General features: G+C 53.6%; 20 protein-coding genes, 3 tRNA genes, 3 rRNA genes and 1 pseudogene. 9 read left to right on the top strand and 18 right to left on the bottom strand.

Going from position 1 to position 25,168, the window contains the following annotated elements; translation table 11 throughout:
* Window position 1 precedes the first annotated feature (1 nt).
* From AAER43_RS04295 to dnaQ, 7 genes are all read right to left on the bottom strand, one after another.
* Window positions 2–943 carry an ABC transporter permease gene (locus AAER43_RS04295; RefSeq protein WP_014882666.1) on the bottom strand — a complete coding sequence of 314 codons (942 nt, stop codon included), beginning with the start codon at window positions 941–943 and terminating at the stop codon, window positions 2–4.
* A gap of 18 nt (window positions 944–961) precedes the next feature.
* Window positions 962–2,476, bottom strand: a complete 1,515-nt coding sequence (locus AAER43_RS04290) for an ABC transporter substrate-binding protein (RefSeq protein ID WP_014882665.1) — start codon at window positions 2,474–2,476, stop codon at window positions 962–964.
* A gap of 2 nt (window positions 2,477–2,478) precedes the next feature.
* Window positions 2,479–3,561: an oligopeptide/dipeptide ABC transporter ATP-binding protein gene (locus AAER43_RS04285; protein WP_050863209.1), complete on the bottom strand. Its 1,083-nt coding sequence runs from the start codon at window positions 3,559–3,561 to the stop codon at window positions 2,479–2,481.
* Window positions 3,558–4,571, bottom strand: a complete 1,014-nt coding sequence (locus tag AAER43_RS04280) for an ABC transporter ATP-binding protein (RefSeq protein WP_014882663.1) — start codon at window positions 4,569–4,571, stop codon at window positions 3,558–3,560. The genes AAER43_RS04285 and AAER43_RS04280 overlap by 4 nt, the downstream gene beginning before the upstream one ends.
* Window positions 4,568–5,287, bottom strand: a complete 720-nt coding sequence (locus AAER43_RS04275) for a FadR/GntR family transcriptional regulator (RefSeq protein ID WP_014882662.1) — start codon at window positions 5,285–5,287, stop codon at window positions 4,568–4,570. Before AAER43_RS04275 ends, AAER43_RS04280 begins: the two co-directional genes overlap by 4 nt.
* A gap of 379 nt (window positions 5,288–5,666) precedes the next feature.
* Window positions 5,667–5,743, bottom strand: a tRNA-Asp gene (locus tag AAER43_RS04270).
* A gap of 132 nt (window positions 5,744–5,875) precedes the next feature.
* On the bottom strand, window positions 5,876–6,607 hold the full coding sequence (dnaQ, locus tag AAER43_RS04265; RefSeq protein WP_032637426.1) for a DNA polymerase III subunit epsilon: 732 nt from the start codon (window positions 6,605–6,607) through the stop codon (window positions 5,876–5,878).
* Between the two features lie 31 nt (window positions 6,608–6,638).
* Here dnaQ and rnhA point away from each other — a divergent pair.
* A pseudogene (gene rnhA / locus AAER43_RS04260) lies at window positions 6,639–7,138 on the top strand (ribonuclease HI).
* On the opposite strand, the gene AAER43_RS04255 reads toward rnhA, so the two are convergent.
* Window positions 7,139–7,855, bottom strand: a complete 717-nt coding sequence (locus AAER43_RS04255; RefSeq protein WP_050863228.1) for a class I SAM-dependent methyltransferase — start codon at window positions 7,853–7,855, stop codon at window positions 7,139–7,141. It lies immediately after the preceding pseudogene.
* Window positions 7,856–7,887: 32 nt separating this feature from the next.
* Here AAER43_RS04255 and gloB point away from each other — a divergent pair, with 32 nt between their 5' ends.
* Entirely contained in the window at window positions 7,888–8,646 is a 759-nt protein-coding gene (gene gloB / locus AAER43_RS04250) for a hydroxyacylglutathione hydrolase (RefSeq protein WP_045281945.1), read from the top strand.
* A 68-nt stretch (window positions 8,647–8,714) separates the two neighbouring features.
* A complete protein-coding gene (gene mltD / locus AAER43_RS04245; protein WP_023336785.1) occupies window positions 8,715–10,079 on the top strand; it encodes a murein transglycosylase D in 1,365 nt (454 codons plus the stop codon).
* Between the two features lie 52 nt (window positions 10,080–10,131).
* Here the strand turns inward: mltD and AAER43_RS04240 are convergent, their stop codons facing one another.
* The 3 genes from AAER43_RS04240 to AAER43_RS04230 all read right to left on the bottom strand — a co-directional run bounded on the left by AAER43_RS04240 (window position 10,132) and on the right by AAER43_RS04230 (window position 13,093).
* Window positions 10,132–10,905, bottom strand: a complete 774-nt coding sequence (locus AAER43_RS04240) for a class I SAM-dependent methyltransferase (RefSeq protein ID WP_047027763.1) — start codon at window positions 10,903–10,905, stop codon at window positions 10,132–10,134.
* A 76-nt stretch (window positions 10,906–10,981) separates the two neighbouring features.
* Window positions 10,982–11,782: an endonuclease/exonuclease/phosphatase family protein gene (locus AAER43_RS04235; protein ID WP_014882655.1), complete on the bottom strand. Its 801-nt coding sequence runs from the start codon at window positions 11,780–11,782 to the stop codon at window positions 10,982–10,984.
* A gap of 135 nt (window positions 11,783–11,917) precedes the next feature.
* Window positions 11,918–13,093, bottom strand: a complete 1,176-nt coding sequence (locus AAER43_RS04230) for an MFS transporter (protein ID WP_050863207.1) — start codon at window positions 13,091–13,093, stop codon at window positions 11,918–11,920.
* 104 nt (window positions 13,094–13,197) lie between these two features.
* On the opposite strand from AAER43_RS04230, the gene yafC reads away from it, so the two are divergent.
* Complete coding sequence (yafC, locus tag AAER43_RS04225) at window positions 13,198–14,103, top strand: DNA-binding transcriptional regulator YafC (protein WP_050863206.1); 906 nt, start codon at window positions 13,198–13,200, stop codon at window positions 14,101–14,103.
* A gap of 29 nt (window positions 14,104–14,132) precedes the next feature.
* On the opposite strand, the gene dkgB is transcribed toward yafC, so the two are convergent.
* The 7 genes from dkgB to gmhB all read right to left on the bottom strand — a co-directional run bounded on the left by dkgB (window position 14,133) and on the right by gmhB (window position 21,142).
* Window positions 14,133–14,936: a 2,5-didehydrogluconate reductase DkgB gene (gene dkgB / locus AAER43_RS04220; RefSeq protein WP_014882652.1), complete on the bottom strand. Its 804-nt coding sequence runs from the start codon at window positions 14,934–14,936 to the stop codon at window positions 14,133–14,135.
* Between the two features lie 160 nt (window positions 14,937–15,096).
* Window positions 15,097–15,173: transfer RNA gene (locus tag AAER43_RS04215), tRNA-Asp, on the bottom strand.
* A gap of 56 nt (window positions 15,174–15,229) precedes the next feature.
* Window positions 15,230–15,345: ribosomal RNA gene (rrf, locus tag AAER43_RS04210) — 5S ribosomal RNA — on the bottom strand.
* 64 nt (window positions 15,346–15,409) lie between these two features.
* A 23S ribosomal RNA gene (locus AAER43_RS04205) occupies window positions 15,410–18,313 on the bottom strand.
* A gap of 192 nt (window positions 18,314–18,505) precedes the next feature.
* Window positions 18,506–18,581, bottom strand: a tRNA-Glu gene (locus tag AAER43_RS04200).
* 85 nt (window positions 18,582–18,666) lie between these two features.
* A 16S ribosomal RNA gene (locus tag AAER43_RS04195) occupies window positions 18,667–20,206 on the bottom strand.
* Together the 16S, 23S and 5S rRNA genes with 2 tRNA genes alongside form the textbook arrangement of a ribosomal RNA operon.
* A 369-nt stretch (window positions 20,207–20,575) precedes the next feature.
* A complete protein-coding gene (gmhB, locus tag AAER43_RS04190; protein ID WP_023336781.1) occupies window positions 20,576–21,142 on the bottom strand; it encodes a D-glycero-beta-D-manno-heptose 1,7-bisphosphate 7-phosphatase in 567 nt (188 codons plus the stop codon).
* Window positions 21,143–21,330: 188 nt separating this feature from the next.
* Here gmhB and metN point away from each other — a divergent pair, with 188 nt between their 5' ends.
* From metN to tsaA, 5 genes are all read left to right on the top strand, one after another.
* Window positions 21,331–22,362, top strand: a complete 1,032-nt coding sequence (metN, locus tag AAER43_RS04185; protein WP_050861683.1) for a methionine ABC transporter ATP-binding protein MetN — start codon at window positions 21,331–21,333, stop codon at window positions 22,360–22,362.
* A complete protein-coding gene (locus AAER43_RS04180; protein ID WP_003856130.1) occupies window positions 22,355–23,008 on the top strand; it encodes a methionine ABC transporter permease MetI in 654 nt (217 codons plus the stop codon). Before metN ends, AAER43_RS04180 begins: the two co-directional genes overlap by 8 nt.
* A 40-nt stretch (window positions 23,009–23,048) precedes the next feature.
* The gene (metQ, locus tag AAER43_RS04175; protein ID WP_050861684.1) at window positions 23,049–23,864 is read left to right on the top strand and encodes a methionine ABC transporter substrate-binding lipoprotein MetQ; all 816 of its coding nucleotides are present in this window, start codon (window positions 23,049–23,051) and stop codon (window positions 23,862–23,864) included.
* Between the two features lie 106 nt (window positions 23,865–23,970).
* On the top strand, window positions 23,971–24,375 hold the full coding sequence (gene rcsF, locus AAER43_RS04170) for an Rcs stress response system protein RcsF (RefSeq protein WP_008501883.1): 405 nt from the start codon (window positions 23,971–23,973) through the stop codon (window positions 24,373–24,375).
* Complete coding sequence (gene tsaA, locus AAER43_RS04165; RefSeq protein ID WP_050861685.1) at window positions 24,372–25,079, top strand: tRNA (N6-threonylcarbamoyladenosine(37)-N6)-methyltransferase TrmO; 708 nt, start codon at window positions 24,372–24,374, stop codon at window positions 25,077–25,079. The genes rcsF and tsaA overlap by 4 nt, the downstream gene beginning before the upstream one ends.
* The last annotated feature ends 89 nt before the right edge of the window (window positions 25,080–25,168 follow it).

Genomic DNA, 25,168 nt, shown 5'->3' with positions numbered 1-25,168 from the left:
GTTAACCTCGCATTTTCGGGTTGATAAGAACGTAGAGCACGTCAGCCAGCAGGTTGAGCAGCAGGAAGCCGATCGCCACGATCAGCACCACGCCCTGCACCACCGCGTAGTCTCGGTTAAATACCGAATCGACGATCATCTTGCCGAAGCCGGGAATGGTGAAGACCTGCTCGGTCAGCACCGCACCGCCCAGAAGCTCACCAAACAGCAGCGTCGTAAGGGTGATCACCGGCACAAGCGCATTGCGAAACGCGTGCTTTAAGATCACCGCTTTCGGCAGTAATCCTTTCGCGCGCGCGGTGCGGATGTAATCCGCTTTCAGGACCGCAATCATCGATGCACGGGTATGGCGCATCAGCGTCGCCGCCAGCCCTGTACCGAGAACGGCTGCGGGCAGCAGCAGCGTGCGCAGGTTTTGCACCGGATCCTCACTGAACGGTACATAGCCGGACGCGGGAAGCCACTGCAGGTTCACCGAGAAGACCAGAATCAGCAGGATCCCCAGCCAGAAATGGGGGATCGAGATCCCCGAGATCGCCACAAAGTTCGCCCCGTGATCGACCCAACTGTTTTTGTTCACTGCCGCGAGGATCCCCATGCTAATGCCAAATACCAGCGCGATAATCATCGCCAGAAGCGACAGCTCCAGCGTCACAGGCAATTTACTGGCAATCAGCTGCGTCACCGGTTCGTGCGTGCGTAAGGAGACCCCCAGGTCGCCCTGCAATGCGCGCGTTAACCAGTTGAAATACTGCACAGGAATGGGCGCATCCAGATTGAGCTCAGCACGCAGCTGGGCGATAACCGCCGGATCGCGCTCCTCCCCGGCCATGGCGATCAGCGGGTCGCCGGGCAGCAGTTTTTGCAGGCCAAACACCATCATGCTCACCAGCAGCAGGGTCGGGATGGCCAGCAGCAGACGTTTGCAAATCAGTTCCAGCATGGGTTCTCCTCAGGACGTTTATTTCGCCAGCGTCAAACCCGCCAGACGCACGATGCCGTCCGGGTAAGGCTTAAAGCCCTGCACGCGCTTGTTCAGACCAAAAATGCGCGGCTCGAAGTAGAGGTAGGCAATCGGCATGTCGGTTTGCAGCTGTTTCACCACCTTGTCATACAGCGGCTGGCGTGCGGCCTGGTCGGTGCTCTGGCGCGCCTGAGTCAGCCATTCGTCGACCTGCGCGTTGCTGTAGCGTCCGTCATTCAGAGTGCCTTTGCTATGGACAAAGCCGTAGATGCTGCCGTCCGGGTCCGGGCGGCCCGACCAGCCGGAGAAACTGAGCTGATAATCACCACTCTGCTGACGATCCAGCAGCGTCGCGAATTCGGTCATCTGCAGGTTGAGCGTGAAGCCGGCCTCGGCAACCATTGCCTGCAGAACCTGACCCACCTGCTGCGAGGTCGGGTTGTTCGGCACCAGCAGGTTGACGGTCAGCGGCGTGGTGACGCCTGCCGCTTTGAGCAGCGCTTTGGCTTTATCGACGTCACGGGGCGGAACCGGCAAATTGACGTGATACGGGCTCACCGTGGAAAACGCCTGGTTTGCCGGCGTGTATAGCCCTTCAAAGACCACCTGATTTAGCGCATCACGGTCGATGGCCTGCGAAAATGCCTCGCGTACGCGGGCATCTCTGAACGGATCGTTCGCCGGGACCTTGCCGTTATTGATGTTGAAGGTAATACCCTGGTAACCCAGACCCGTTACCTTCGCCAGCGCCAGCTTGCTGTCGGCTTCAACGGTTTTAACGTCGCTGGCCGCAATGCCTTCGGTCAGGTCGAGATCGCCTGCCCGCAGGTTCGCGAGGCGCACGGAGGCGTCCGGGATCGGCAGATAGATAATTTTGTCGAAGTGGTAGGCGTCTTTATTCCAGTAATTGTCGAAGCGAGTCAGAACAATGCGGTCCTGGGACACGCGGCTGTCAAACTTATAAGGACCGGAACAGACCGGATGGGCGGCAAAGTCAGGCTTTTTCGCCGCGTCGGGTGCCATCATCGCGCCCGCGCGGTCAGTCAGCTGCATCAGCAGCGCGGCGTCAGGGGTTTTCAGGTGCAGCGCAATCTGCATCGGACCGGTGACCTCTACCGATTCCACCGAGGAGATCTCGCTTTTGCGCAGGGAGCCTTTTAGGGTCAACGCACGGTCGAGGTTGTATTTCGCAGCAGCGGCGTCGAATTTCTCGCCGTCATGGAAGGTCACCCCCTCACGGAGATCCATGGTCAGCGTTTTGCCGTCATCGCTCCAGGCCCACGACTTCGCCAGACCTGGCACCACTTTCAGATGTTCGTCGACATCCACCAGCCTGTCGCACAGGGAAGCAAAGACAAAGCGGCCATAGTAGGTGCGCGCCAGATGCGGGTCGAGCATGTCCGGGTCAGCTCCCAGACCAATTCGCAGCACGCTTTCAGAATGGGCGGGCAGCGCCGCGCCAAGCAACATAACACTTCCCAGTACGGTCAAAAGAGAATTACGCATTGTCATTATCATGAGTTCCTTGAAGGAAGGGAGGAGTGAGTGGCCGCGTGTTCAAACAGCGCGCGGCGGCGCAGAAAAGCTGCGGATGGCGGTGCTATCTGAACAACACTGCGATCGCGATTGATATCCTGCCAGCGGTGACAGGCAACCTGACGTCCACCGTCCAGCACCTGATTAATTGGCTCAACCTGACGGCATTCATCGGTAACATACGGGCAGCGGGTATGGAAACGGCAGCCGGATGGAGGGCTCGCCGGGTTCGGCAGATCCCCCTGCAGCAGCGGTGCGTCGCGTTCAATGCCCGGCTGCATCTGTGGTGCCGAGGCGATCAGTGCCTGGGTATAAGGGTGCAGCGGGGCGTCAAAGATCTCGTCGACGGTCGCAAGTTCAACGATTTGCCCGAGATACATGACCGCCACGCGGTCGCTCATATGGCGAATCACCGCCAGGCCGTGGGCAACGATCACCATCGTCAGCCCCAGCTGGTGCTTCAGGCTTTCCAGCAAATTGACGACCTGGGCCTGGACGGAAACATCCAGCGCAGAGACGGGTTCATCGCCAAGCAACAGTTTTGGTCCCGAGGCCAGCGCGCGCGCAATGCCGATACGCTGGCGCTGGCCGCCGGAAAACTCATGCGGATAGCGCCCGGACCAGGCGGCAGGCAGGCCAACGGTTTTGAGGAGTTCGGCGACGCGGTACTGACGATCGGCTTTCTTCATGTTCTGGTGCAGCCACAGCGGCTCACCGACGATCTGCTCCACCGTCATGCGCGGGTTCAGCGAGGCAAACGGATCCTGGAAAATAATTTGCAGCTCACGCCGGAGCTGGTTCAGACGGGCGCCCGAGGCGTCGGTAATCTCCTCACCCTGGTAAAACACGCGCCCTTCACTGGCGGCGAGCAGGCGCAGCAGCAGACGCCCAAGGGTGGATTTGCCGGAGCCAGACTCGCCGACAATTGCCAGCGTTTCACCCGGCATCACGGCAAGCGAAACGCGATCGACCGCCGTAACAAACCGGGCCGGTGAAAAGAGTTTTTTCGGACCAGGGAAGCGCTTGCTGAGGTCGCGGGCTTCAAGAATTGGCGTAGTCATGCGGTCTCTCCCAGGGCAATGTGGTGTTCGAGCGGCACGCGGAAGCAGGCGACCTGATGACCCGCGCCGAGCGTGTTGAGCGGCGGTTTTTCATCATGGCAGCGAGACTGCGCAAACGGGCAGCGCGTCGCAAAACGACAGCCTTTCGGCATGGATTCCGGGAGCGGGACCGACCCGGGAATAGTGGAGAGCTGGCCTTTACGTGCACCCAGCGAAGGGATTGAGCCCATCAGGCCGATGGTGTACGGGTGCTGCGGGTCGGCAAAGATGGCCTCGACGCTCCCCTGCTCCACCACCTGCCCGGCATACATTACCGCCACCTGCTGGGCGACTTCGGCCACCACGCCTAAATCGTGGGTGATCATCAGGACCGCCGTGCCGGTTTCTTCTTTGAGGGTGTTGAGCAAGGTGAGGATTTGCGCCTGGATGGTGACGTCGAGCGCGGTAGTCGGTTCATCGGCAATCAGTAATTTAGGATGGTTGATCAGCGCCATGGCAATCATCACACGCTGGCGCATACCGCCGGAAAGCTGATGCGGGTAAGCCTTGAGGCGCATCTCCGCCGCGGGGATCTGCACCTTCTCCAGGATCTGCAGCGCGACCTTCATCGCCTCTGTGCGGGAAACGCTCTGGTGACGCATGACCGCTTCACTGAGCTGATCGCCTAATGTGAAAGCGGGATTGAGCGAGGTCATCGGCTCCTGGAAAATCATCGCCAGCTCGCTGCCGCGCAAATCGGCATAGTCCCGCGGCGAGAGCTTTCGCAGATCGTGACGGCGAAACTGCATTTCTCCGCTGACAATCTGCGCGCTGGCGGGCAGTAATCCCATCAGCGCCAGTGAGGTGATACTTTTCCCGCAGCCGGACTCTCCCACCAGCGCCAGCGTCTCGCCTGCTTTGACCGTCAGGGAAATACCGTCCAGTACGCTAACCGGCGAGCCGGAAAATTTAACGTTGAGATTATTCAGCCGAAGTACAGGCGTGGTGTCCTTAAACGGGATCGTCGTCATAGCGTGAAGTCGTCCTCAAGGTGGATCGCCTGAATCAGGGCGGTTTGCAGGCTAAGCAGGTGTTCGCGCATGGCGGCAGCTGCTTCATTAGGCTGGCGATGGATAATCGCAGACATGATCTTGTGATGGTGGTCGTTATAGCTGTCGACACGTTCGGGCGTGCGGGCTAATTCGCGCAGATGCTGCCAGCCCGGTTCGCGCCGCACGGCATCAATCGCGTCAAACAGGCCGAGCATCAGGCGGTTGCCCGCAGCCTCGGCAATAGCGCGGTGAAAGGCGCTATCCCACAGTTCGTTGAGATCGCGGTCATCCGGGCTGACCTTGTCGATGCGTTCCAGCATGCGCTGCATGAGCGCGAGGTTTTCCCTGGTGGCACGCAGTGCCGCAAGCCGGGCTAAGCCGGGTTCGAGCTGTAGACGAGCTTCCATAACTTCCAGCAGGTTGGTTTGCTGAACCAATCCCTGAAGCGCCAGCGGTTCAACAGGGGCAGCGGGACCAATAAAGGTGCCTTTACCCTGTTTACGCCAGATCCGTCCTTCCTCTTCCAGCACATCCAGCGCGCGACGCACCTCGCGTCGTCCTACGCCGAGAGTTTCCGACAGCTCACGTTCCGTGGGCAGCGGAGTGCCTGGTGTTGACTCATGCTGGTTGATAAGCCCGCGCAACTGCTCAAGCGCGGTACTGGAATTGGCCAGAAACCGTGACGGTTTTTCCATATTGGTTCGCTCGCTATCATCATTATTTTCTTTTTATTAACGATAAGTTATTGATATGGCATGAACCTTATCGTGCTAATGATTAAGCAATAACCGAACCAATTATTTATTGGTTCAAAAACTTTCACGATATCCACTGTAAGCGAATGATTTCATGAAAATTATTTTTACAAAGCGACACAGTCTGATTAAGGCCAAAAAGTGGCTGGGCGAAAGAATGCACAAACACAGTGCAAATAACGCACTAATGCTGTGCAAATGTTAATTAATTGCACCACATAAATTAACATTTTGTTAATGAAAAGAAAGAGGGATAAAAGACACAGGCTGTTGAAACGACGAAGGCCTGAATCATTTCTGATTCAGGCCTTCTGAATAGTGGCGGAACGGACGGGACTCGAACCCGCGACCCCCTGCGTGACAGGCAGGTATTCTAACCGACTGAACTACCGCTCCACTGTTCCCGTTTGGGGAACGAGGCGCATATTACGGTGTGCCTCCGATCTCGTCAACGCTTTTTCTCACGTTTTGAATCGTTTGCTGCAAAAATCGCCCAACCGATGATTTTACAGACATTATGGCGTTTTTTCAGGCGCGCCACATACAGCTGCCGCCCTTCTTCTGTACCAGATCGAGACGGGATTCATGGTTAAGTAACTCTTCATCACTGGCTAAAACAACCCGTAAACGACTTGCCTGACGAACCACGCGCTGGATGCCCGCTTCGCCCTGCGTCTGCTGCGACTCATTTTCCATGCTGAATTTCATCGACGTCTGACCGCCGGTCATCGCCAGATAGACATCAGCCAGAATCTGGGCATCGAGAAGTGCCCCGTGCAGCGTTCGCTTGGTGTTGTCTATTTCATAACGTGAACAGAGTGCATCGAGGCTGTTACGCTTGCCGGGAAACATCTTCCTCGCCAGCGCCAGGCTATCGGTCACTTTGCAGAAGGTATTGGTTTTCGGAATATCGCGATGGAGCTTACTAAACTCATAGTCCATAAAGCCGATATCGAACGACGCGTTATGGATGATTAACTCAGCGCCTTTGATGTAGTCGAGAAACTCGTCTGCCACCTCGGCGAAGGTCGGTTTATCCAGCAAGAACTCATCGGCAATACCGTGAACGCCAAACGCTTCTGGATCCACCAGCCGATCGGGTTTGAGGTAGACGTGGAAGTTGTTCCCCGTGAGACGACGGTTCACCACTTCAACGGCACCGATCTCAATGATCTTGTGTCCTTCGTAGTGCGCGCCGATCTGGTTCATACCGGTGGTTTCGGTATCGAGGACAATCTGGCGAGTAATTGCAGTGCTCATAGCGGTCATTTATGTCAGACTTATCGTTTAACTGAACGTTTCAATACAGGAAGTCTACCAGAGATGCGTAAACAGGTAGAAATTTTCACCGATGGATCTTGTCTCGGGAACCCAGGACCCGGCGGCTACGGCGCGATTATGCGCTATCGTCAGCATGAGAAAACTTTTAGCGAAGGGTATTTCCTGACCACCAACAACCGTATGGAGTTGATGGCAGCCATTGTGGCGCTGGAAGCCTTAAAAGAACACTGCGACGTGGTGTTGAGTACGGATAGCCAGTACGTGCGACAGGGCATCACTCAGTGGATCCACAACTGGAAAAAACGCGGCTGGAAAACTGCAGATAAGAAGCCCGTGAAGAACGTCGATCTCTGGAAGCGCCTTGATGCGGCACTGGGCCAGCACGAGATTAAGTGGGAGTGGGTTAAAGGCCACGCCGGCCACCCGGAAAACGAGCGCTGCGATGAACTGGCGCGCGCGGCGGCCTCAAATCCGGCCCATGAGGATACTGGCTACCAGCCTGAATCCTGATCAGGGTTTTCTGTACTGCCGCGTTGCGCCAACGGTCTGGCGGATGGGCGTTTTCGATTTGCTCTGCTTCATGGGGTTAAGCGTCAGAGGGATGGTTCGCTTACGCGCGACGATAAACTGCATGCAGCCTAATGCGGGCAAATGCGTACTCAGCAAGACTCCCCCCTGCCGCGCCCACGGCAGTACCTGAAAACCGCCATAGCAGAGCACTTCAAAGTTGAGCAGTGACAGCCAGTCGAGCTGGCGCATCATGGTGAACATCCGGCTGTTATAGGGTGGCGTTCGGCGCAATACAGGCACCAGCTTACGTAACCCCATCAGACTCAGCGGATTAAAACCGCTGAGTATCAGCCAGCCGTCATCAATCAGCACGCGATCGGCTTCACGCAGCATACGATGAGGATCGCTGCACCAGGGCAGCGCGTGGGCAAGAAGACACGCATCTACGGATTTTTCCGCAAACGGCAGATGCAATGGGTCAGCCTTCACCTGAACCGGCGATCCGCCGAGAGAGACATTGACCTGATGTGAGATGGCGCAGCTTTCGGTATTGATTTCTGCGCTGAGATTGCCAATCTTAAGCAGGTGAAAGCCATACATTTTCGCGAGCCAGGGCTTCAGCTGTTGCTCAAGCGCCTCGCGATAGTATTCACCCCAGGGCAATTCCGCCCAACGTTCCGGTGCTGCGACAGTCTGAGGTATCCTTGCCGGTTTCATCAAAACACCCGCCACGCTATAAGAGGTAATGTATGAATCTTATCAGTATTCCTGCTTTTCAGGACAATTACATCTGGGTTTTGGTCGATAACGATCGTCGATGCGTCATTGTCGATCCCGGCGAATCCGCCCCTGTGCTTGATGCAATAAAGGAGAACGGCTGGCAGCCAGAAGCCATTCTGTTGACGCACCATCATAACGATCACACTGGCGGCGTGCCGGAACTGCGCGCTCATTTTCCGCATCTTGTGGTTTACGGACCGGCTGAGACACAAGATAAGGGAACGACGCAAGTAGTCAATGAGGGCGAAAATATCCACATCCGTGAGTGGGAGTTTTCCGTATTTGCTACGCCAGGTCACACTTTGGGACATCTGTGTTTCTACAGTAAACCTTATCTTTTTTGTGGCGACACCCTCTTCTCAGGCGGTTGCGGAAGACTTTTTGAAGGCACACCAGAACAGATGTATCAGTCTTTACAAAAGATTAGTGCTTTACCCGATGACACACTTATTTGTTGTGCCCATGAGTATACATTAGGGAATATGAAGTTTGCGGTGAGCCTCTTACCCGAGGATCGGGCGATTCAGGATTATTATCACAAAGTGAAGGAGTTACGTGCAAAAAACCAAAATACACTACCCGCAATTCTGAAAAATGAGCGCCGAATTAATTTATTTCTGCGAACAGATGATATTGATTTAATTAATAAAATTAACCAAGAAACAAATTTGCAACAACCAGAACAACGATTTGCATGGTTAAGGTCAAAGAAAGATAACTTCAGATAAATGCGGGTTGCCTTTTCAAAATTTCGCCGTTATCATCGCTCGTCTTTTAAGCAACTATTGACACACACATGAAGGCAAAAGCGATATTACTCGCCTCTGTCCTGCTTGTAGGTTGCCAGTCGCAGAACGGCAGCAACGTACAACAGCACGCACAGAGCCTTTCTGCAGCTGGTCAAGGGGAAGCAGGGAAGTTTACAAGTTCGGCGCGCTGGATGGACGATGGGACATCTTTCGCGCAGGAGCAAGACTTGTGGACCTCTATTGGCGACGAGCTAAAGATGGGAATTCCGGAAAACAGCCGGATTCGCGAACAGAAGCAGAAGTATTTAAGAAATAAGAGCTATCTCCACGATGTAACGTTACGGGCAGAGCCGTATATGTACTGGATAGCCGGGCAAGTTAAGAAACGTAACATGCCTATGGAGCTGGTACTCCTACCCATAGTGGAGAGCGCTTTTGACCCACACGCGACGTCTGGCGCCAATGCCGCAGGCATTTGGCAGATCATTCCGAGCACCGGGCGAAACTATGGTCTGAAACAGACCCGCAACTATGATGCGCGTCGGGATGTTGTCGCTTCAACGACAGCCGCTCTCGACATGATGCAACGTCTGAATAAGATGTTTGACGGCGACTGGCTGTTAACGGTCGCAGCGTATAATAGTGGCGAGGGTCGTGTACTGAAGGCAATGAAAGCGAATAAAGCACGGGGTAAATCCACCGATTTTTGGTCGCTCTCACTGCCACAGGAAACGAAGATTTACGTACCGAAGATGCTGGCCTTGAGCGATATTCTCAAGAACAGCAAGCGTTACGGTGTACAACTGCCAACACCAGACGAAAGTCGTGCACTGGCGCGCGTTCGCCTCAGCAACCCTGTGGATATTCAACAGGTTGCTGATATGACGGGTATGTCGGTAAGTAAACTTAAAACCTTTAATGCAGGCGTTAAAGGCTCAACGCTGGGGGCTAGTGGCCCGCAGTATGTGATGGTTCCGCAGAAACATGCTGAGCAATTGCGTGAGTCTTTAGCATCGGGTGAGATTGCCGCCGTTCAGTCAACACTGATCGCCGATGCTTCATCCGTTAACAGCCGCAGCTATAAGGTGCGTTCAGGTGATACGCTTTCTGGCATTGCATCACGTCTTGGCGTGACGGCGAAAGATCTGCAGCAGTGGAATAATCTGCGCAGCTCAGGTCTGAAAGTGGGTCAAACTCTGACGGTAGGCGCAGGTAGCAGCGCACAGCGTCTCGCCAGCAACAGCGATAGCATCACTTATCGCGTACGTAAAGGCGATTCACTGTCCAGTATCGCAAAACGACATGGCGTGAACATCAAAGATGTAATGCGCTGGAACAATGATACTGACAATCTGAAACCAGGCGACCAGTTGACGTTGTTTGTGAAGAACAGCGCTACGCCAGACTCCTGATTACACGATCGAAAGATAAAAAGGCACCGATTCCCCTCGGTGCCTTTTTTGTTTATCCCGCTTTTTGCGCTTCAGCCATGATGGTATCGCTGGTAAACGATCCATCCTCCTGCAATTCAAAGTACGCTTTTACCTCAGCAGAGGCACTCTCCTGATAGAGGCGAATCGCCTGACTTAATGCTTCCGGGGTACGCATACGGGCAATCCACGAAGGGTATTCCAGCGGCAAACGGTCTGTTGTTAACGTTCGGGTAATCAACCCCGCTTCAGTGATAAGCGATAACCACTCTCCGCTGGAGTAGTTTTGTACGTGGGAAGTATCACGCAGCGCTTCTACTGTCTGCAGCCAGATATCGCGCACCGGATGCCCGGGAGACATCACATCCATAATAATGAAGATCCCGCCCGGCTTCAGGACACGTTTGACTTCACGTAACGCCTGGCCGACATCATGCCAGTGGTGCGCGGAATAACGGCTAATCACCACCTCAAACGAGGCATCATCAAACGGTAAGGACTCGGCGTACCCCTGGCGCGTATCCACGTTGCTCAGCCCTTTCTCTCTCGCCGCCTCAGCAACAACATCCAGCATCTGACTGGATAAGTCATACGCGGTGACCTTCGCCACCTGCTGCGCAGCCGTAAAGCTGGCATGCCCTGCCCCACAGCCTAAATCCAGCACGTGCGCCTGCGGGAATGCTGCCAGACGTTCGCCGAGACGCAGCAGGTCACGGCCTGAAGCATGCACGGCGCTGGTCAGATAGGCATTTGCCTGGGAGCCAAACTGTTTTTCTACGTTGTCATGATGGGAGTGTGTTGTTGTCATCGTACTGTCCTTTGTTGGTTAAAAATAAAAGGGCAGCACCCGCGCAGGCCTGCCCCACGGCAGACCTGACACACCATTATTTATCAGGTTTGCCGGGACTGAATTCGACTAGTAGAGGGTTGTGATCGGAGGCGCGCGTGACCAGAACAGAGGCATCATGCACGCTCAGACCACGATAGAAGACAAAATCGAGAGGTCGACCAAAGGCTTTTTTACGCTGATCGTCACTAAAACGGACTTCACGCAGAGACATTTCACGCGCAAAGCGATACAGCGCATTCATGCGCGGACGACTCCAGGCATTGAAATCACCGGCCATAATGATAGGCCCGCTGTGGTGGGCAATTTGATCGCCAATGGGAAGTAACTGCTTACTGTACACATCCACGCCCAGGCTGAAATTTACCGCGTGGATGTTCACCACCATCAGCATCCGGGTATCCGGCAGCGGATAGACGGTCACCAGCGCCGATTTCGCCAGACGCAGTATAGGCTCGCGCTCACGCAGCGGGCAGCAGTAAACCGGGTGTGCTGAAGAGAGGGTCATCACGCCTGAAGGATGTTGCGGCAGGACAAACGCCGGCACCTGGTCGGCAGCAAGATAGTTCGTTGTGGCAAACCGAACCAGTTCAGGTGTGGTTTGCGCCTCCTGAAGCAGAACCAGATGAGCATCTTTACCAAAATTCTTGAGTACCGATAACCACTCCGCACGCTGCTGCTTAAAGATATTCCAGACCAGTACCCGAATTTTGTCATCGCTGCTTAACGGTGTCCCTGCGGGTAATGCCTGGCTTATGCTCGCAAACGACCCCGGAGGCAAGATCCTCTCCGCGGGCATTCCGGCAACATAACGCATGGCATAGGTATTTTTTCGCACTTTTGGAAACGGCCTCTGTAACATGAACCAGCCCGAAAACGGACTGGTTCTAATGTTATAGGGACTTTAGGTCACACTTTCAACGCAATTTCTGAGAAACCGCTTTCCAGTTTTGTAAGCAAGCACTTACTGATGTTATCCCAGTGCTACGCGAGTAGGTTTATCGAGGCGGCCACTCAGCCCTATCAGCAGGAAAGCGACAAGGACGATCACCGCACCAATCCAGGGTGTCTGGGTTAATCCAAAGTGTTCGACGGTTTGTCCGCCAATAATGGAGCCCAGCGCGATCCCAATATTGAACGCGGCAATGTTCAGTCCGGATGCCACATCCACGGCGTTTGGCGTATAGAGCTCCGCTTTCTGAACAACATAAACCTGAAGCCCGGGCACGTTGCCAAAAGCGAAGACACCCATTACCAGTACCGTGATCAGTGCGGCGTATTGCATGGACGCCGTGAACTGGAATATCAACAGCAGAACCACCAGGGCGGCGAAGATAAATTTCAGCGCCGGAACCGCACCATGTTTATCTGCAAGCTTGCCGCCCCAGATATTGCCAATCGCCACGGAAATACCGTATCCCAGCAAAATCCAGCTCACGGCACTCGGGGAGAAGCCTGCCAGGTCCTGCATCATCGGTGCCAGGAAGGTGAAGGCGGTAAATACGCCTCCATAGCCCAGAGCCGTGACCGCGTAGATGATCAGCAAACGCGGATGGGTAAGCACCTTTAGCTGATCGCTCAGGCTGGCGCTGGCCCGGCCTGGAATAGTCGACGGTACCAGCAGCAGGCTAGCAACAAGGGCAATAACCCCCAATAAGGAGACGGCCAGAAACGTCTCACGCCAGCCGAAGTGCTGTCCGATAAACGTGCCTAGCGGCACACCCGTAACGAGTGCGACGGTCAGTCCACCAAACATGATCGCAATAGCTGAGGCTGCTTTCTCTTTGGGGACCAGGCTGGTTGCAATGGTGGAACCAATTGAGAAGAACACGCCGTGTGCAAGGCCGGTCAACAGACGGGCAACCACCAGGGTGGTGTAGTCCGGTGCCTGCCAGGCCAGAATGTTACCGGCGGTGAACAACACCATCAACGCAACTAACAGCTGCTTACGCGGAAAACGTCCGGTCAGAGCCGTCAGCACAGGCGCACCGACGGCGACGCCCAGGGCGTAGATTGACACCAGCAATCCGGCGGAAGGCAGCGAGATCGCAAGCTGGTTAGCAATGGTGGGAACCAGTCCCACGATAACAAATTCGGTCGTGCCAATTGCAAAGGCACTGATCGTCAGGGCAAGTAGCGCCAGTGGCATAAAATACTCCATATCATCAGGATTAAGATGACAGGCAGTATGCGCCAGTGCTTAAATAACAAAAATGGTCAAAATATCAATAGAATTTTGCAGGTAGTGCAACAATGAAAGCAACGTCAGAAGAGCTGACAATCTTTGTCGCCGTTGTTGAAAGCGGTAGCTTCAGCCGTGCAGCCGAACAGCTGGGACAGGCTAACTCGGCCATCAGCCGCTCAGTGAAAAAGCTGGAGATGAAGCTTGGGGTGAGCCTGCTCAACCGGACGACGCGGCAACTGAGCCTGACGGAAGAAGGAGAGCGTTATTTCCGCCGCGTGCAGTCGGTGCTGCAGGAGATGGCTGCAGCAGAGACAGAAATTATGGAAAGCCGCAGCACGCCGCGGGGATTGCTGCGCATTGATGCGGCCACGCCGGTAGTACTGCACTTTCTGATGCCGCTGATCAAACCTTTTCGTGAACGCTATCCGGAGATGACGCTTTCTTTGGTCTCATCAGAGACGTTTATCAACCTCATCGAGCGTAAAGTGGATGTGGCTATCCGGGCCGGTACACTGACCGATTCAAGCTTGCGCGCCCGCCCGCTTTTTGCCAGCTACCGAAAAATTATCGCGTCGCCGCAGTACATTGCTGAGCACGGTAAACCGGAGACCGTTGAAGAGTTGAAGCAGCATCTTTGTCTGGGCTTTACGGAACCGGTATCACTGAACACCTGGCCTGTCGCCTGTCGTGATGGTCAGCTTCATGAAATTACCAGTGGGTTATCGTCAAACAGTGGAGAAACGCTAAAGCAACTGTGTCTTGAAGGGAACGGCATCGCGTGCCTGTCTGACTATATGATAGATAAGGAGATTGCACGAGGTGAACTGGTGGAACTGATGGCGGATAAACGTTTGCCGGTCGAGATGCCTTTTAGCGCAGTGTATTACAGTGACAGAGCGGTGAGTACGCGGATTCGTGCTTTTATTGACTTCCTGAGTGAACATATAAAGACAGCTCCCAGAGGAGCTGTATGAGGGTTAAGGCGACAGAGGGTTAGTGAAACTTAATCCCAGTCAGGCGCTAAACCTTCCGGGCTGACCAGGCGATCGTTGCACTCCAGTGCTGCGATCGCTTTTTTATCGTCATCATCCAGATGAAGGTCGACCGCTGACAGGTTGCTGGCCAGGTTTACACGTTTGGTTGACGATGGGATCACGGCATAACCTTCGCCCATTGCCCATGCCAGAATGACCTGTGCCGGGGTCGCGTTATGTTTTTCAGCAATACGTATAATCGCCTCATCTTTCAGTGCCTTACCATAAGCCAGCGTCATGTATGACGTGATGTGGATACCGTGCTGCTTTGCCCAGTCCACGACTTTATGGTTTTGCAGGTAAGGTGAAAGTTCAATCTGGTTGGTCGCGATATTTTCTGCACCTACTGCGGCAATGGCTTTTTCCATCAGCGGAATGGTGAAGTTTGAAATACCGATTTCACGCGTTAATCCCTGCTTTTTCGCTTCCATCAGCGCCTGCATGAACTCTTCTACAGAAACGGCATCGTTTGGTGATGGCCAGTGGATCAGCGTCAGATCCACGTAGTCAGTACGCAGCTTTTTCAGACTCTCTTTCAGGCTCGGGAGCAGTTTGTCTTTGCTGAGGTTTTCAATCCAGATTTTGGTGGTGATAAATATCTCGTTACGCGGTACGCCACTCTCTTCAATGGCCTGTCCAACGGCAGCTTCATTTTCATAGATCTGTGCCGTATCAATTGCGCGATAGCCTAACTCGAGTGCCGTTTTAACAGATGCGATAACAACGTCGTCTTTCAGGCGGAAAGTGCCCAGACCAAATGCAGGGAGAGTCATAGTATTCCTCAATCATTATGTTCGTAAACTGAGGAGGATTATCGCTGGCGTTGTTATATTGAAAAAGATCGTAAAACGCAGAGGATTTTTGCTCATTTCGCAATAATCAAACAACAGATAAGAAAAAAGCCCTGAGCGTTAACTCAGGGCTTTCAATAAGTGGCGGAACGGACGGGACTCGAACCCGCGACCCCCTGCGTGACAGGCAGGTATTCTAACCGACTGAACTACCGCTCCACCGAAGACTGCTTGTAACCACCGGATTTATGCACCAGCTTACTACTTAATTTGATGCCTGGCAGTTCCCTACTCTCACATGGGGAGACCCCACACTACCATCGGCGCTACGGCGTTTCACTTCTGAGTTCGGCATGGGGTCAGGTGGGACCACCGCGCTAAAGCCGCCAGGCAAATTCTGTTATCTGTATCAGGCTGAAAATCGTCTCTCTTCGCCAAAACAGCTTCGGCGTTGTAAGGTTAAGCCTCACGGTTCATTAGTATCGGTTAGCTCAACGCATCGCTGCGCTTACACACCCGACCTATCAACGTCGTCGTCTTCAACGTTCCTTCAGGAGACTTAAAGTCTCAGGGAGAACTCATCTCGGGGCAAGTTTCGTGCTTAGATGCTTTCAGCACTTATCTCTTCCGCATTTAGCTACCGGGCAGTGCCATTGGCATGACAACCCGAACACCAGTGATGCGTCCACTCCGGTCCTCTCGTACTAGGAGCAGCCCCCCTCAATTCTCCAGCGCCCACGGCAGATAGGGACCGAACTGTCTCACGACGTTCTAAACCCAGCTCGCGTACCACTTTAAATGGCGAACAGCCATACCCTTGGGACCTACTTCAGCCCCAGGATGTGATGAGCCGACATCGAGGTGCCAAACACCGCCGTCGATATGAACTCTTGGGCGGTATCAGCCTGTTATCCCCGGAGTACCTTTTATCCGTTGAGCGATGGCCCTTCCATTCAGAACCACCGGATCACTATGACCTGCTTTCGCACCTGCTCGAGCCGTCACTCTCGCAGTCAAGCTAGCTTATGCCATTGCACTAACCTCCTGATGTCCGACCAGGATTAGCTAACCTTCGTGCTCCTCCGTTACTCTTTGGGAGGAGACCGCCCCAGTCAAACTACCCACCAGACACTGTCCGCAACCCGGATTACGGGTCTACGTTAGAACACCAGCCATTAAAGGGTGGTATTTCAAGGTCGGCTCCACGCAGACTGGCGTCCACGCTTCAAAGCCTCCCACCTATCCTACACATCAAGGACCAGTGTTCAGTGTCAAGCTATAGTAAAGGTTCACGGGGTCTTTCCGTCTTGCCGCGGGTACACTGCATCTTCACAGCGAGTTCAATTTCACTGAGTCTCGGGTGGAGACAGCCTGGCCATCATTACGCCATTCGTGCAGGTCGGAACTTACCCGACAAGGAATTTCGCTACCTTAGGACCGTTATAGTTACGGCCGCCGTTTACCGGGGCTTCGATCAAGAGCTTCGCGTTACCGCTAACCCCATCAATTAACCTTCCGGCACCGGGCAGGCGTCACACCGTATACGTCCACTTTCGTGTTTGCACAGTGCTGTGTTTTTAATAAACAGTTGCAGCCAGCTGGTATCTTCGACTGATTTCAGCTCCACCCGCAGGGGCTTCACCTACATATCAGCGTGCCTTCTCCCGAAGTTACGGCACCATTTTGCCTAGTTCCTTCACCCGAGTTCTCTCAAGCGCCTTGGTATTCTCTACCTGACCACCTGTGTCGGTTTGGGGTACGATTTCGTGTTACCTGATGCTTAGAGGCTTTTCCTGGAAGCAGGGCATTTGTTACTTCAGCACCGTAGTGCCTCGTCATCACACCTCAGCGTTAAAAGGTACCGGATTTACCTGGAACCTCCGCCTACATGCTTAAACCGGGACAACCGTCGCCCGGCTAACATAGCCTTCTCCGTCCCCCCTTCGCAGTAACACCAAGTACAGGAATATTAACCTGTTTCCCATCGACTACGCCTTTCGGCCTCGCCTTAGGGGTCGACTCACCCTGCCCCGATTAACGTTGGACAGGAACCCTTGGTCTTCCGGCGAGCGGGCTTTTCACCCGCTTTATCGTTACTTATGTCAGCATTCGCACTTCTGATACCTCCAGCAACCCTCACAGGCCACCTTCAACGGCTTACAGAACGCTCCCCTACCCAACAACACATAGTGTCGCTGCCGCAGCTTCGGTGCATGGTTTAGCCCCGTTACATCTTCCGCGCAGGCCGACTCGACCAGTGAGCTATTACGCTTTCTTTAAATGATGGCTGCTTCTAAGCCAACATCCTGGCTGTCTGTGCCTTCCCACATCGTTTCCCACTTAACCATGACTTTGGGACCTTAGCTGGCGGTCTGGGTTGTTTCCCTCTTCACGACGGACGTTAGCACCCGCCGTGTGTCTCCCGTGATAACATTCTTCGGTATTCGTAGTTTGCATCGGGTTGGTAAGCCGGGATGGCCCCCTAGCCGAAACAGTGCTCTACCCCCGAAGATGAGTTCACGAGGCGCTACCTAAATAGCTTTCGGGGAGAACCAGCTATCTCCCGGTTTGATTGGCCTTTCACCCCCAGCCACAGGTCATCCGCTAATTTTTCAACATTAGTCGGTTCGGTCCTCCAGTTAGTGTTACCCAACCTTCAACCTGCCCATGGCTAGATCACCGGGTTTCGGGTCTATACCCTGCAACTTAACGCCCAGTTAAGACTCGGTTTCCCTTCGGCTCCCCTATTCGGTTAACCTTGCTACAGAATATAAGTCGCTGACCCATTATACAAAAGGTACGCAGTCACCCCATAAAGAGGCTCCCACTGCTTGTACGTACACGGTTTCAGGTTCTTTTTCACTCCCCTCGCCGGGGTTCTTTTCGCCTTTCCCTCACGGTACTGGTTCACTATCGGTCAGTCAGGAGTATTTAGCCTTGGAGGATGGTCCCCCCATATTCAGACAGGATACCACGTGTCCCGCCCTACTCTTCGAGTTCACAACCTGTGCATTTTCGTGTACGGGACTATCACCCTGTACCGTCGGACTTTCCAGACCGTTCCACTAACACACAAGCTGATTCAGACTCCGGGCTGCTCCCCGTTCGCTCGCCGCTACTGGGGGAATCTCGGTTGATTTCTTTTCCTCGGGGTACTTAGATGTTTCAGTTCCCCCGGTTCGCCTCGTTAACCTATGTATTCAGTTAACGATAGTGTGTCGGAACACACTGGGTTTCCCCATTCGGACATCGCCGGGTCAAAGGTTCATATCACCTCGCCGGCGCTTTTCGCAGATTAGCACGTCCTTCATCGCCTCTGACTGCCAGGGCATCCACCGTGTACGCTTAGTCGCTTAACCTCACAACCCGAAGATGTTTCTTTCGATTCATCATCGGTTTGCGAAAATTTGAGAGACTCGAACACACATAACATGTGTGTCGTTTCAATTTTCAGCTTGATCCAGATTTTTAAAGAGCAAATATCTCAAACGTCACCCGAAGATGAGTTTTGAGATACGGGGGTCGGCGACTTTCACTCACGAACCAGCAAGTGGCGTCCCCTAGGGGATTCGAACCCCTGTTACCGCCGTGAAAGGGCGGTGTCCTGGGCCTCTAGACGAAGGGGACACTGAAGTCTCAATCGCAAGACGCCTTGCTATTTACTTTTCATCAGACAATCTGTGTGAGCACTGCAAAGGCAGGTTCTTTAAGGTAAGGAGGTGATCCAACCGCAGGTTCCCCTACGGTTACCTTGTTACGACTTCACCCCAGTCATGAATCACAAAGTGGTAAGCGCCCTCCCGAAGGTTAAGCTACCTACTTCTTTTGCAACCCACTCCCATGGTGTGACGGGCGGTGTGTACAAGGCCCGGGAACGTATTCACCGTAGCATTCTGATCTACGATTACTAGCGATTCCGACTTCATGGAGTCGAGTTGCAGACTCCAATCCGGACTACGACGCACTTTATGAGGTCCGCTTGCTCTCGCGAGGTCGCTTCTCTTTGTATGCGCCATTGTAGCACGTGTGTAGCCCTACTCGTAAGGGCCATGATGACTTGACGTCATCCCCACCTTCCTCCAGTTTATCACTGGCAGTCTCCTTTGAGTTCCCGGCCTAACCGCTGGCAACAAAGGATAAGGGTTGCGCTCGTTGCGGGACTTAACCCAACATTTCACAACACGAGCTGACGACAGCCATGCAGCACCTGTCTCAGAGTTCCCGAAGGCACCAAAGCATCTCTGCTAAGTTCTCTGGATGTCAAGAGTAGGTAAGGTTCTTCGCGTTGCATCGAATTAAACCACATGCTCCACCGCTTGTGCGGGCCCCCGTCAATTCATTTGAGTTTTAACCTTGCGGCCGTACTCCCCAGGCGGTCGACTTAACGCGTTAGCTCCGGAAGCCACGCCTCAAGGGCACAACCTCCAAGTCGACATCGTTTACGGCGTGGACTACCAGGGTATCTAATCCTGTTTGCTCCCCACGCTTTCGCACCTGAGCGTCAGTCTTTGTCCAGGGGGCCGCCTTCGCCACCGGTATTCCTCCAGATCTCTACGCATTTCACCGCTACACCTGGAATTCTACCCCCCTCTACAAGACTCTAGCCTGCCAGTTTCGAATGCAGTTCCCAGGTTGAGCCCGGGGATTTCACATCCGACTTGACAGACCGCCTGCGTGCGCTTTACGCCCAGTAATTCCGATTAACGCTTGCACCCTCCGTATTACCGCGGCTGCTGGCACGGAGTTAGCCGGTGCTTCTTCTGCGGGTAACGTCAATTGCTGCGGTTATTAACCACAACACCTTCCTCCCCGCTGAAAGTACTTTACAACCCGAAGGCCTTCTTCATACACGCGGCATGGCTGCATCAGGCTTGCGCCCATTGTGCAATATTCCCCACTGCTGCCTCCCGTAGGAGTCTGGACCGTGTCTCAGTTCCAGTGTGGCTGGTCATCCTCTCAGACCAGCTAGGGATCGTCGCCTAGGTGAGCCGTTACCCCACCTACTAGCTAATCCCATCTGGGCACATCTGATGGCAAGAGGCCCGAAGGTCCCCCTCTTTGGTCTTGCGACGTTATGCGGTATTAGCTACCGTTTCCAGTAGTTATCCCCCTCCATCAGGCAGTTTCCCAGACATTACTCACCCGTCCGCCACTCGTCACCCGAGAGCAAGCTCTCTGTGCTACCGTTCGACTTGCATGTGTTAGGCCTGCCGCCAGCGTTCAATCTGAGCCATGATCAAACTCTTCAATTTAAGTTTGATGCTCGTGAATTAAACTTCGTAATGAATTACGTATGTTCACTCAGAGACTTGGTATTCATTTTTCGTCCGAGGACGTTAAGAATCCATGTCACTTTGAGTGCCCACACAGATTGTCTGATAAATTGTTAAAGAGCAGTTGCAACGCGGCTTTCGCTCATCGTTGCGAGGTGGCGTATATTACGCTTTCCTCTTTCAGAGTCAACCCGTTATTTCAGGATTTTTTCTCTTCAACCGACCGGGTTGTCTGTGAAGTGATTCACATCTGCCGTGTCGATGGAGGCGCATTATAGGGAGCTGCCGAGGAATGACAAGTGGAAATATGCATTTTTATTTCGACCGCTCACCTTTTCACCAGAACGGCTATTTTTGGTGCTTTTTTATCTCTTTTGGCAGTTCGGCCAGGCTATTAATCACCCAATCCGCGGCATTTTCAGCTTCTGGCGTAACAGGCTTACCCGTGCGCACTAATATTTTGGTCCCCACACCTGCAGCTGCAGCTGCCTGCATATCTTCAAGTTTATCGCCCACCATATAAGAAGCGGCCATATCGATATGCAGAAACTCTTGCGCGGAGATAAACATTCCCGGATGCGGTTTACGGCAATCACAGGTCTGGCGATACGCTTCTACGGTTCCCTGAGGGTGGTGTGGGCAATAATAAATGCCATCAAGATCGACCCCGCGATCCGCCAGCGACCAGTCCATCCATTCTGTCAGCGTCTCGAATTGCGCTTCGGTGAATTTACCGCGCGCAATACCAGACTGGTTCGTTACGACCACCAGCGCGTAGCCCATCTCTTTCAGCTGGCGCATTGCCTCTATAACGCCTTCGATAAATTCGAACTCATCAATCTCATGGACATAACCGTGATCCACATTAATAGTGCCATCACGATCGAGAAAAATTGCGGGTACTGATTTTGCCACCGGTTTGCTCCTGAAAAAGGCCTGTTGAGCTAGTATCTCATGAAACGCAGCGCAATAAAGTGCTCATCGTACAGAGTTGGATTGATTTAGACGTCTGGATGCCTTAACATCCGTTTTGTTTACGGTCATCACCCGTATCTGGCAGAACAAAATGCCACGGCTAACTTACATACGATAAAAATAATCTAATGATTAAACTTTCCAATATCACCAAAGTGTTCCAGCAGGGGAACCGAACCATTCAGGCGCTGAACAATGTCAGCCTGCATGTTCCTGCTGGTCAAATTTATGGCGTCATTGGCGCATCGGGTGCAGGTAAAAGCACGCTGATCCGTTGTGTTAACCTGCTTGAGCGCCCAACCCAGGGTAACGTAGAAGTTGGCGGCCAGGAACTTACCGCTCTTTCAGAGAAAGAACTCACCAAAGCGCGTCGTCAGATTGGCATGATCTTCCAGCACTTCAACCTGCTGGCTTCCCGCACCGTTTTCGGCAACGTCGCCTTGCCGCTGGAGCTGGACAACACACCGAAAGAAGAAGTGAAGCGTCGCGTTATCGAACTGCTCGACCTCGTGGGTCTGGGTGACAAACATGACAGCTACCCGGCAAATCTGTCTGGTGGTCAAAAGCAGCGTGTGGCGATTGCCCGCGCACTGGCTAGCAATCCTAAGGTATTGCTGTGTGATGAAGCGACCAGCGCACTGGATCCGGCTACCACGCGTTCTATTCTGGAACTGCTGAAAGACATTAACCGTCGCCTCGGCCTGACGATCCTCCTTATTACGCACGAGATGGATGTGGTGAAACGCATCTGCGACTGCGTGGCGGTCATCAGCAACGGTGAACTGATTGAGCAGGATACCGTCAGCGAAGTGTTCTCCCATCCGAAGACCCCGCTGGCGCAGCAGTTCATTCAGTCGACGCTGCACCTGGATATTCCGGAAGATTATCTGGAGCGTTTGAAAACTGAACCCGCGGCAGACAGTGTCCCAATGCTGCGCATGGAGTTCACCGGTCAGTCCGTTGATGCCCCTCTGCTTTCCGAAACCGCGCGTCGCTTTAACGTGAACAACAACATTATCAGCGCCCAGATGGATTACGCCGGTGGCGTGAAGTTCGGCATCATGCTGACGGAAATGCACGGCACACAAGAAGAAACCCAGGCGGCAATCGCCTGGCTGCAAGAACACCACGTAAAAGTAGAGGTACTGGGTTATGTCTGAGCCGATGATGTGGCTGCTGGTTCGCGGCGTTTGGGAAACGCTGGCAATGACCTTCGTATCGGGTTTCTTTGGTTTTGTGATTGGCCTGCCGGTCGGCGTACTGCTGTATGTCACGCGTCCGGGTCAAATCATTGAGAACGCGAAGCTCTACCGTACGCTCTCTGCGCTGGTTAACATCTTCCGTTCCATCCCGTTCATTATTTTGCTGGTGTGGATGATTCCATTTACCCGCGTGATCGTTGGTACGTCAATCGGTCTGCAGGCGGCCATTGTTCCGTTGACGGTAGGCGCTGCGCCGTTTATCGCCCGTATGGTGGAAAACGCCCTGCTGGAGATCCCGACGGGTTTGATCGAGGCCTCTCGTGCGATGGGCGCAACACCAATGCAGATCGTCCGCAAGGTACTGCTGCCTGAAGCACTGCCAGGCCTGGTGAATGCGGCCACGATTACGCTTATTACTCTGGTGGGGTATTCCGCGATGGGTGGTGCCGTAGGTGCCGGCGGTTTAGGCCAGATTGGCTACCAGTACGGCTATATTGGTTATAACGCTACCGTAATGAATACCGTTCTGGTATTGCTGGTTGTGCTGGTTTACTTAATCCAATTCTCTGGCGATCGCATCGTCCGGGCTGTTACTCACAAATAACGTTACACACAACACAAACTCGACGAGTTAAGGATAAAACATGGCGTTTAAATTAAAGACCTTTGCAGCAGTAGGCGCGCTTATTGGCTCTCTGGCACTGGTGGGTTGCGGTCAGGACGAAAAAGATCCAAACCACATCAAAGTGGGCGTTATCGTAGGTGCAGAACAGCAGGTTGCTGAAGTTGCCCAGAAAGTGGCGAAAGAGAAATACGGCCTGGACGTTGAGCTGGTGACCTTCAACGATTACGTTCTGCCAAACGAAGCGCTGAGCAAAGGCGATATCGACGCTAACGCCTTCCAGCATAAGCCTTACCTGGATCAGCAGATCAAAGATCGTGGCTATAAACTGGTGGGTGTCGGTAACACCTTCGTTTATCCGATTGCCGGTTACTCCAAGAAGATTAAATCACTGGATGAACTGCAGCCGGGCTCTCAGGTTGCGGTGCCTAACGACCCAACCAACCTTGGTCGTTCCCTGCTGCTGCTGCAGAAAGTGGGCCTGATCAAACTGAAAGATGGTGTTGGCCTGCTGCCAACCGTTCTGGATGTCACCGAGAACCCGAAAAATCTGAAAATTGTTGAGCTGGAAGCCCCACAGCTGCCACGTTCTCTGGACGATGCGCAGATTTCTCTGGCCGTTATCAACACCACTTACGCCAGCCAGATTGGCCTGACGCCAGCGAAAGACGGTATCTTCGTTGAAGATAAAGACTCCCCGTACGTTAACCTGATCGTGACTCGCGAAGACAACAAAGACGCGGAAAACGTGAAGAAGTTCGTACAGGCTTATCAGTCTGACGAAGTTTACCAGGAAGCCAACAAAGTGTTTAACGGTGGCGCGGTTAAAGGCTGGTAATCTCACCTCAGTGTAATATCATCAGGACGGGCTTATGCCCGTCTTGTCATTTGTGCAGTCAACTGATTCAATATCTGACGTTTTGATTATCCATTGAGGAATTATTATGCGTGCTTTACCGATCTGTCTTTTAGCACTCATGCTGAGCGGCTGTTCTATGCTAAGCAGATCTCCTGTTGAACCTGTTCAAAGCACGGCAACCCCGCCAAAAACAGAGCCTGCGAAACCGAAAGTGGTTCGCCCTGCGCCGGTTCGCATTATCACGAAAGCTGACGAACTCGTCGGTAAACCGTTCCGTGAACTGGGTGAAGTAAGCGGTGAATCCTGTCAGGCAACCAATCAGGACTCTCCGCCGAATATCCCGACAGCGCGTAAACGCATGCAGATTAACGCTGCCAAAATGAAAGCCAACGCGGTTTTGCTGCACAGCTGTGAAGTCACCAGCGGCACGCCGGGCTGCTATCGTCAGGCGGTTTGCATCGGTTCTGCGCTGAACATTACGGCGAAATGAGTGCATTTCAGTTTGAGCAGATAGGCGTTATCCACTCTCCCTATAAAGAGAAGTTCGCCGTGCCTCGCCAGCCGGGTCTGGTGACCAGCGGCGGGGGCGAGCTTCATCTTCTGGCGCCTTACAACCAGGCCGATGCGGTACGCGGGCTTGAGGCATTTAGCCATTTATGGGTGGTATTTGTCTTTCATCAGACGATGGAAGGCGGCTGGCGACCAACCGTGCGCCCTCCTCGTCTGGGTGGAAATGCGCGAATGGGCGTATTTGCGACTCGCTCGACCTTCCGTCCAAACCCGATCGGGATGTCGTTGGTTGAACTGAAAGGCATACGTTGTCAGAAAGATCGGGTGATACTGGAATTAGGCAGTCTGGACCTGGTGGACGGCACGCCGGTTATCGACATCAAACCCTATTTGCCCTTCGCGGAAGCGCTCCCGGACGCGCGCGCAAGTTATGCTCAGGATGCACCGCAGGCGGATATGCCTGTCTCTTTTACCCCTGAGATCGCCTCGCAGCTTAGCCAGATGGAGAAGCGCTATCCTCGTTTGCGGAATTTCATCACCGAAGTGCTGGCACAGGACCCCCGTCCAGCCTACCGTAAAGAAGAGGAAGCAGGAAAAACATACGCCGTCTGGCTGCTGGATTTTAACGTGCGCTGGCGCGTCGCCGGGGCAGGTTTTGAAGTGTTTGCCCTTGAACCCAGGTAATTTTGTTCTCCTCTCTTTTGGCATCTTTGCCACACTGGTAAACTAAACCACTTTTTTTGTGTCAGGCTGGTGTTTCAGCCTGTTCCAAT

It is taken from the genome of Enterobacter sp. FUJ80071, from assembly GCF_038739915.1.
Lineage (GTDB): Bacteria > Pseudomonadota > Gammaproteobacteria > Enterobacterales > Enterobacteriaceae > Enterobacter > Enterobacter kobei.
The sequence above is the reverse complement of the archived record's forward strand: the minus strand, read 5'-3'. Positions and strand labels throughout refer to the sequence as shown.

Bases quoted from the DNA above. Each gene is read 5' to 3' on its own strand.
- AAER43_RS04295 (WP_014882666.1), bottom strand. From the start codon at position 943: ATGCTGGAACTGATTTGCAAACGTCTGCTGCTGGCCATCCCGACCCTG.
- metQ (WP_050861684.1), top strand. From the start codon at position 23,049: ATGGCGTTTAAATTAAAGACCTTTGCAGCAGTAGGCGCGCTTATTGGC.
- metN (WP_050861683.1), top strand. From the start codon at position 21,331: ATGATTAAACTTTCCAATATCACCAAAGTGTTCCAGCAGGGGAACCGA.
- AAER43_RS04240 (WP_047027763.1), bottom strand. From the start codon at position 10,905: ATGACAACAACACACTCCCATCATGACAACGTAGAAAAACAGTTTGGC.
- yafC (WP_050863206.1), top strand. From the start codon at position 13,198: ATGAAAGCAACGTCAGAAGAGCTGACAATCTTTGTCGCCGTTGTTGAA.
- AAER43_RS04180 (WP_003856130.1), top strand. From the start codon at position 22,355: ATGTCTGAGCCGATGATGTGGCTGCTGGTTCGCGGCGTTTGGGAAACG.
- gloB (WP_045281945.1), top strand. From the start codon at position 7,888: ATGAATCTTATCAGTATTCCTGCTTTTCAGGACAATTACATCTGGGTT.
- dkgB (WP_014882652.1), bottom strand. From the start codon at position 14,936: ATGACTCTCCCTGCATTTGGTCTGGGCACTTTCCGCCTGAAAGACGAC.
- mltD (WP_023336785.1), top strand. From the start codon at position 8,715: ATGAAGGCAAAAGCGATATTACTCGCCTCTGTCCTGCTTGTAGGTTGC.
- AAER43_RS04255 (WP_050863228.1), bottom strand. From the start codon at position 7,855: ATGAAACCGGCAAGGATACCTCAGACTGTCGCAGCACCGGAACGTTGG.
- rcsF (WP_008501883.1), top strand. From the start codon at position 23,971: ATGCGTGCTTTACCGATCTGTCTTTTAGCACTCATGCTGAGCGGCTGT.
- AAER43_RS04280 (WP_014882663.1), bottom strand. From the start codon at position 4,571: ATGACGACGATCCCGTTTAAGGACACCACGCCTGTACTTCGGCTGAAT.
- AAER43_RS04285 (WP_050863209.1), bottom strand. From the start codon at position 3,561: ATGACTACGCCAATTCTTGAAGCCCGCGACCTCAGCAAGCGCTTCCCT.
- AAER43_RS04275 (WP_014882662.1), bottom strand. From the start codon at position 5,287: ATGGAAAAACCGTCACGGTTTCTGGCCAATTCCAGTACCGCGCTTGAG.
- AAER43_RS04230 (WP_050863207.1), bottom strand. From the start codon at position 13,093: ATGCCACTGGCGCTACTTGCCCTGACGATCAGTGCCTTTGCAATTGGC.
- tsaA (WP_050861685.1), top strand. From the start codon at position 24,372: ATGAGTGCATTTCAGTTTGAGCAGATAGGCGTTATCCACTCTCCCTAT.
- AAER43_RS04290 (WP_014882665.1), bottom strand. From the start codon at position 2,476: ATGACAATGCGTAATTCTCTTTTGACCGTACTGGGAAGTGTTATGTTG.
- dnaQ (WP_032637426.1), bottom strand. From the start codon at position 6,607: ATGAGCACTGCAATTACTCGCCAGATTGTCCTCGATACCGAAACCACC.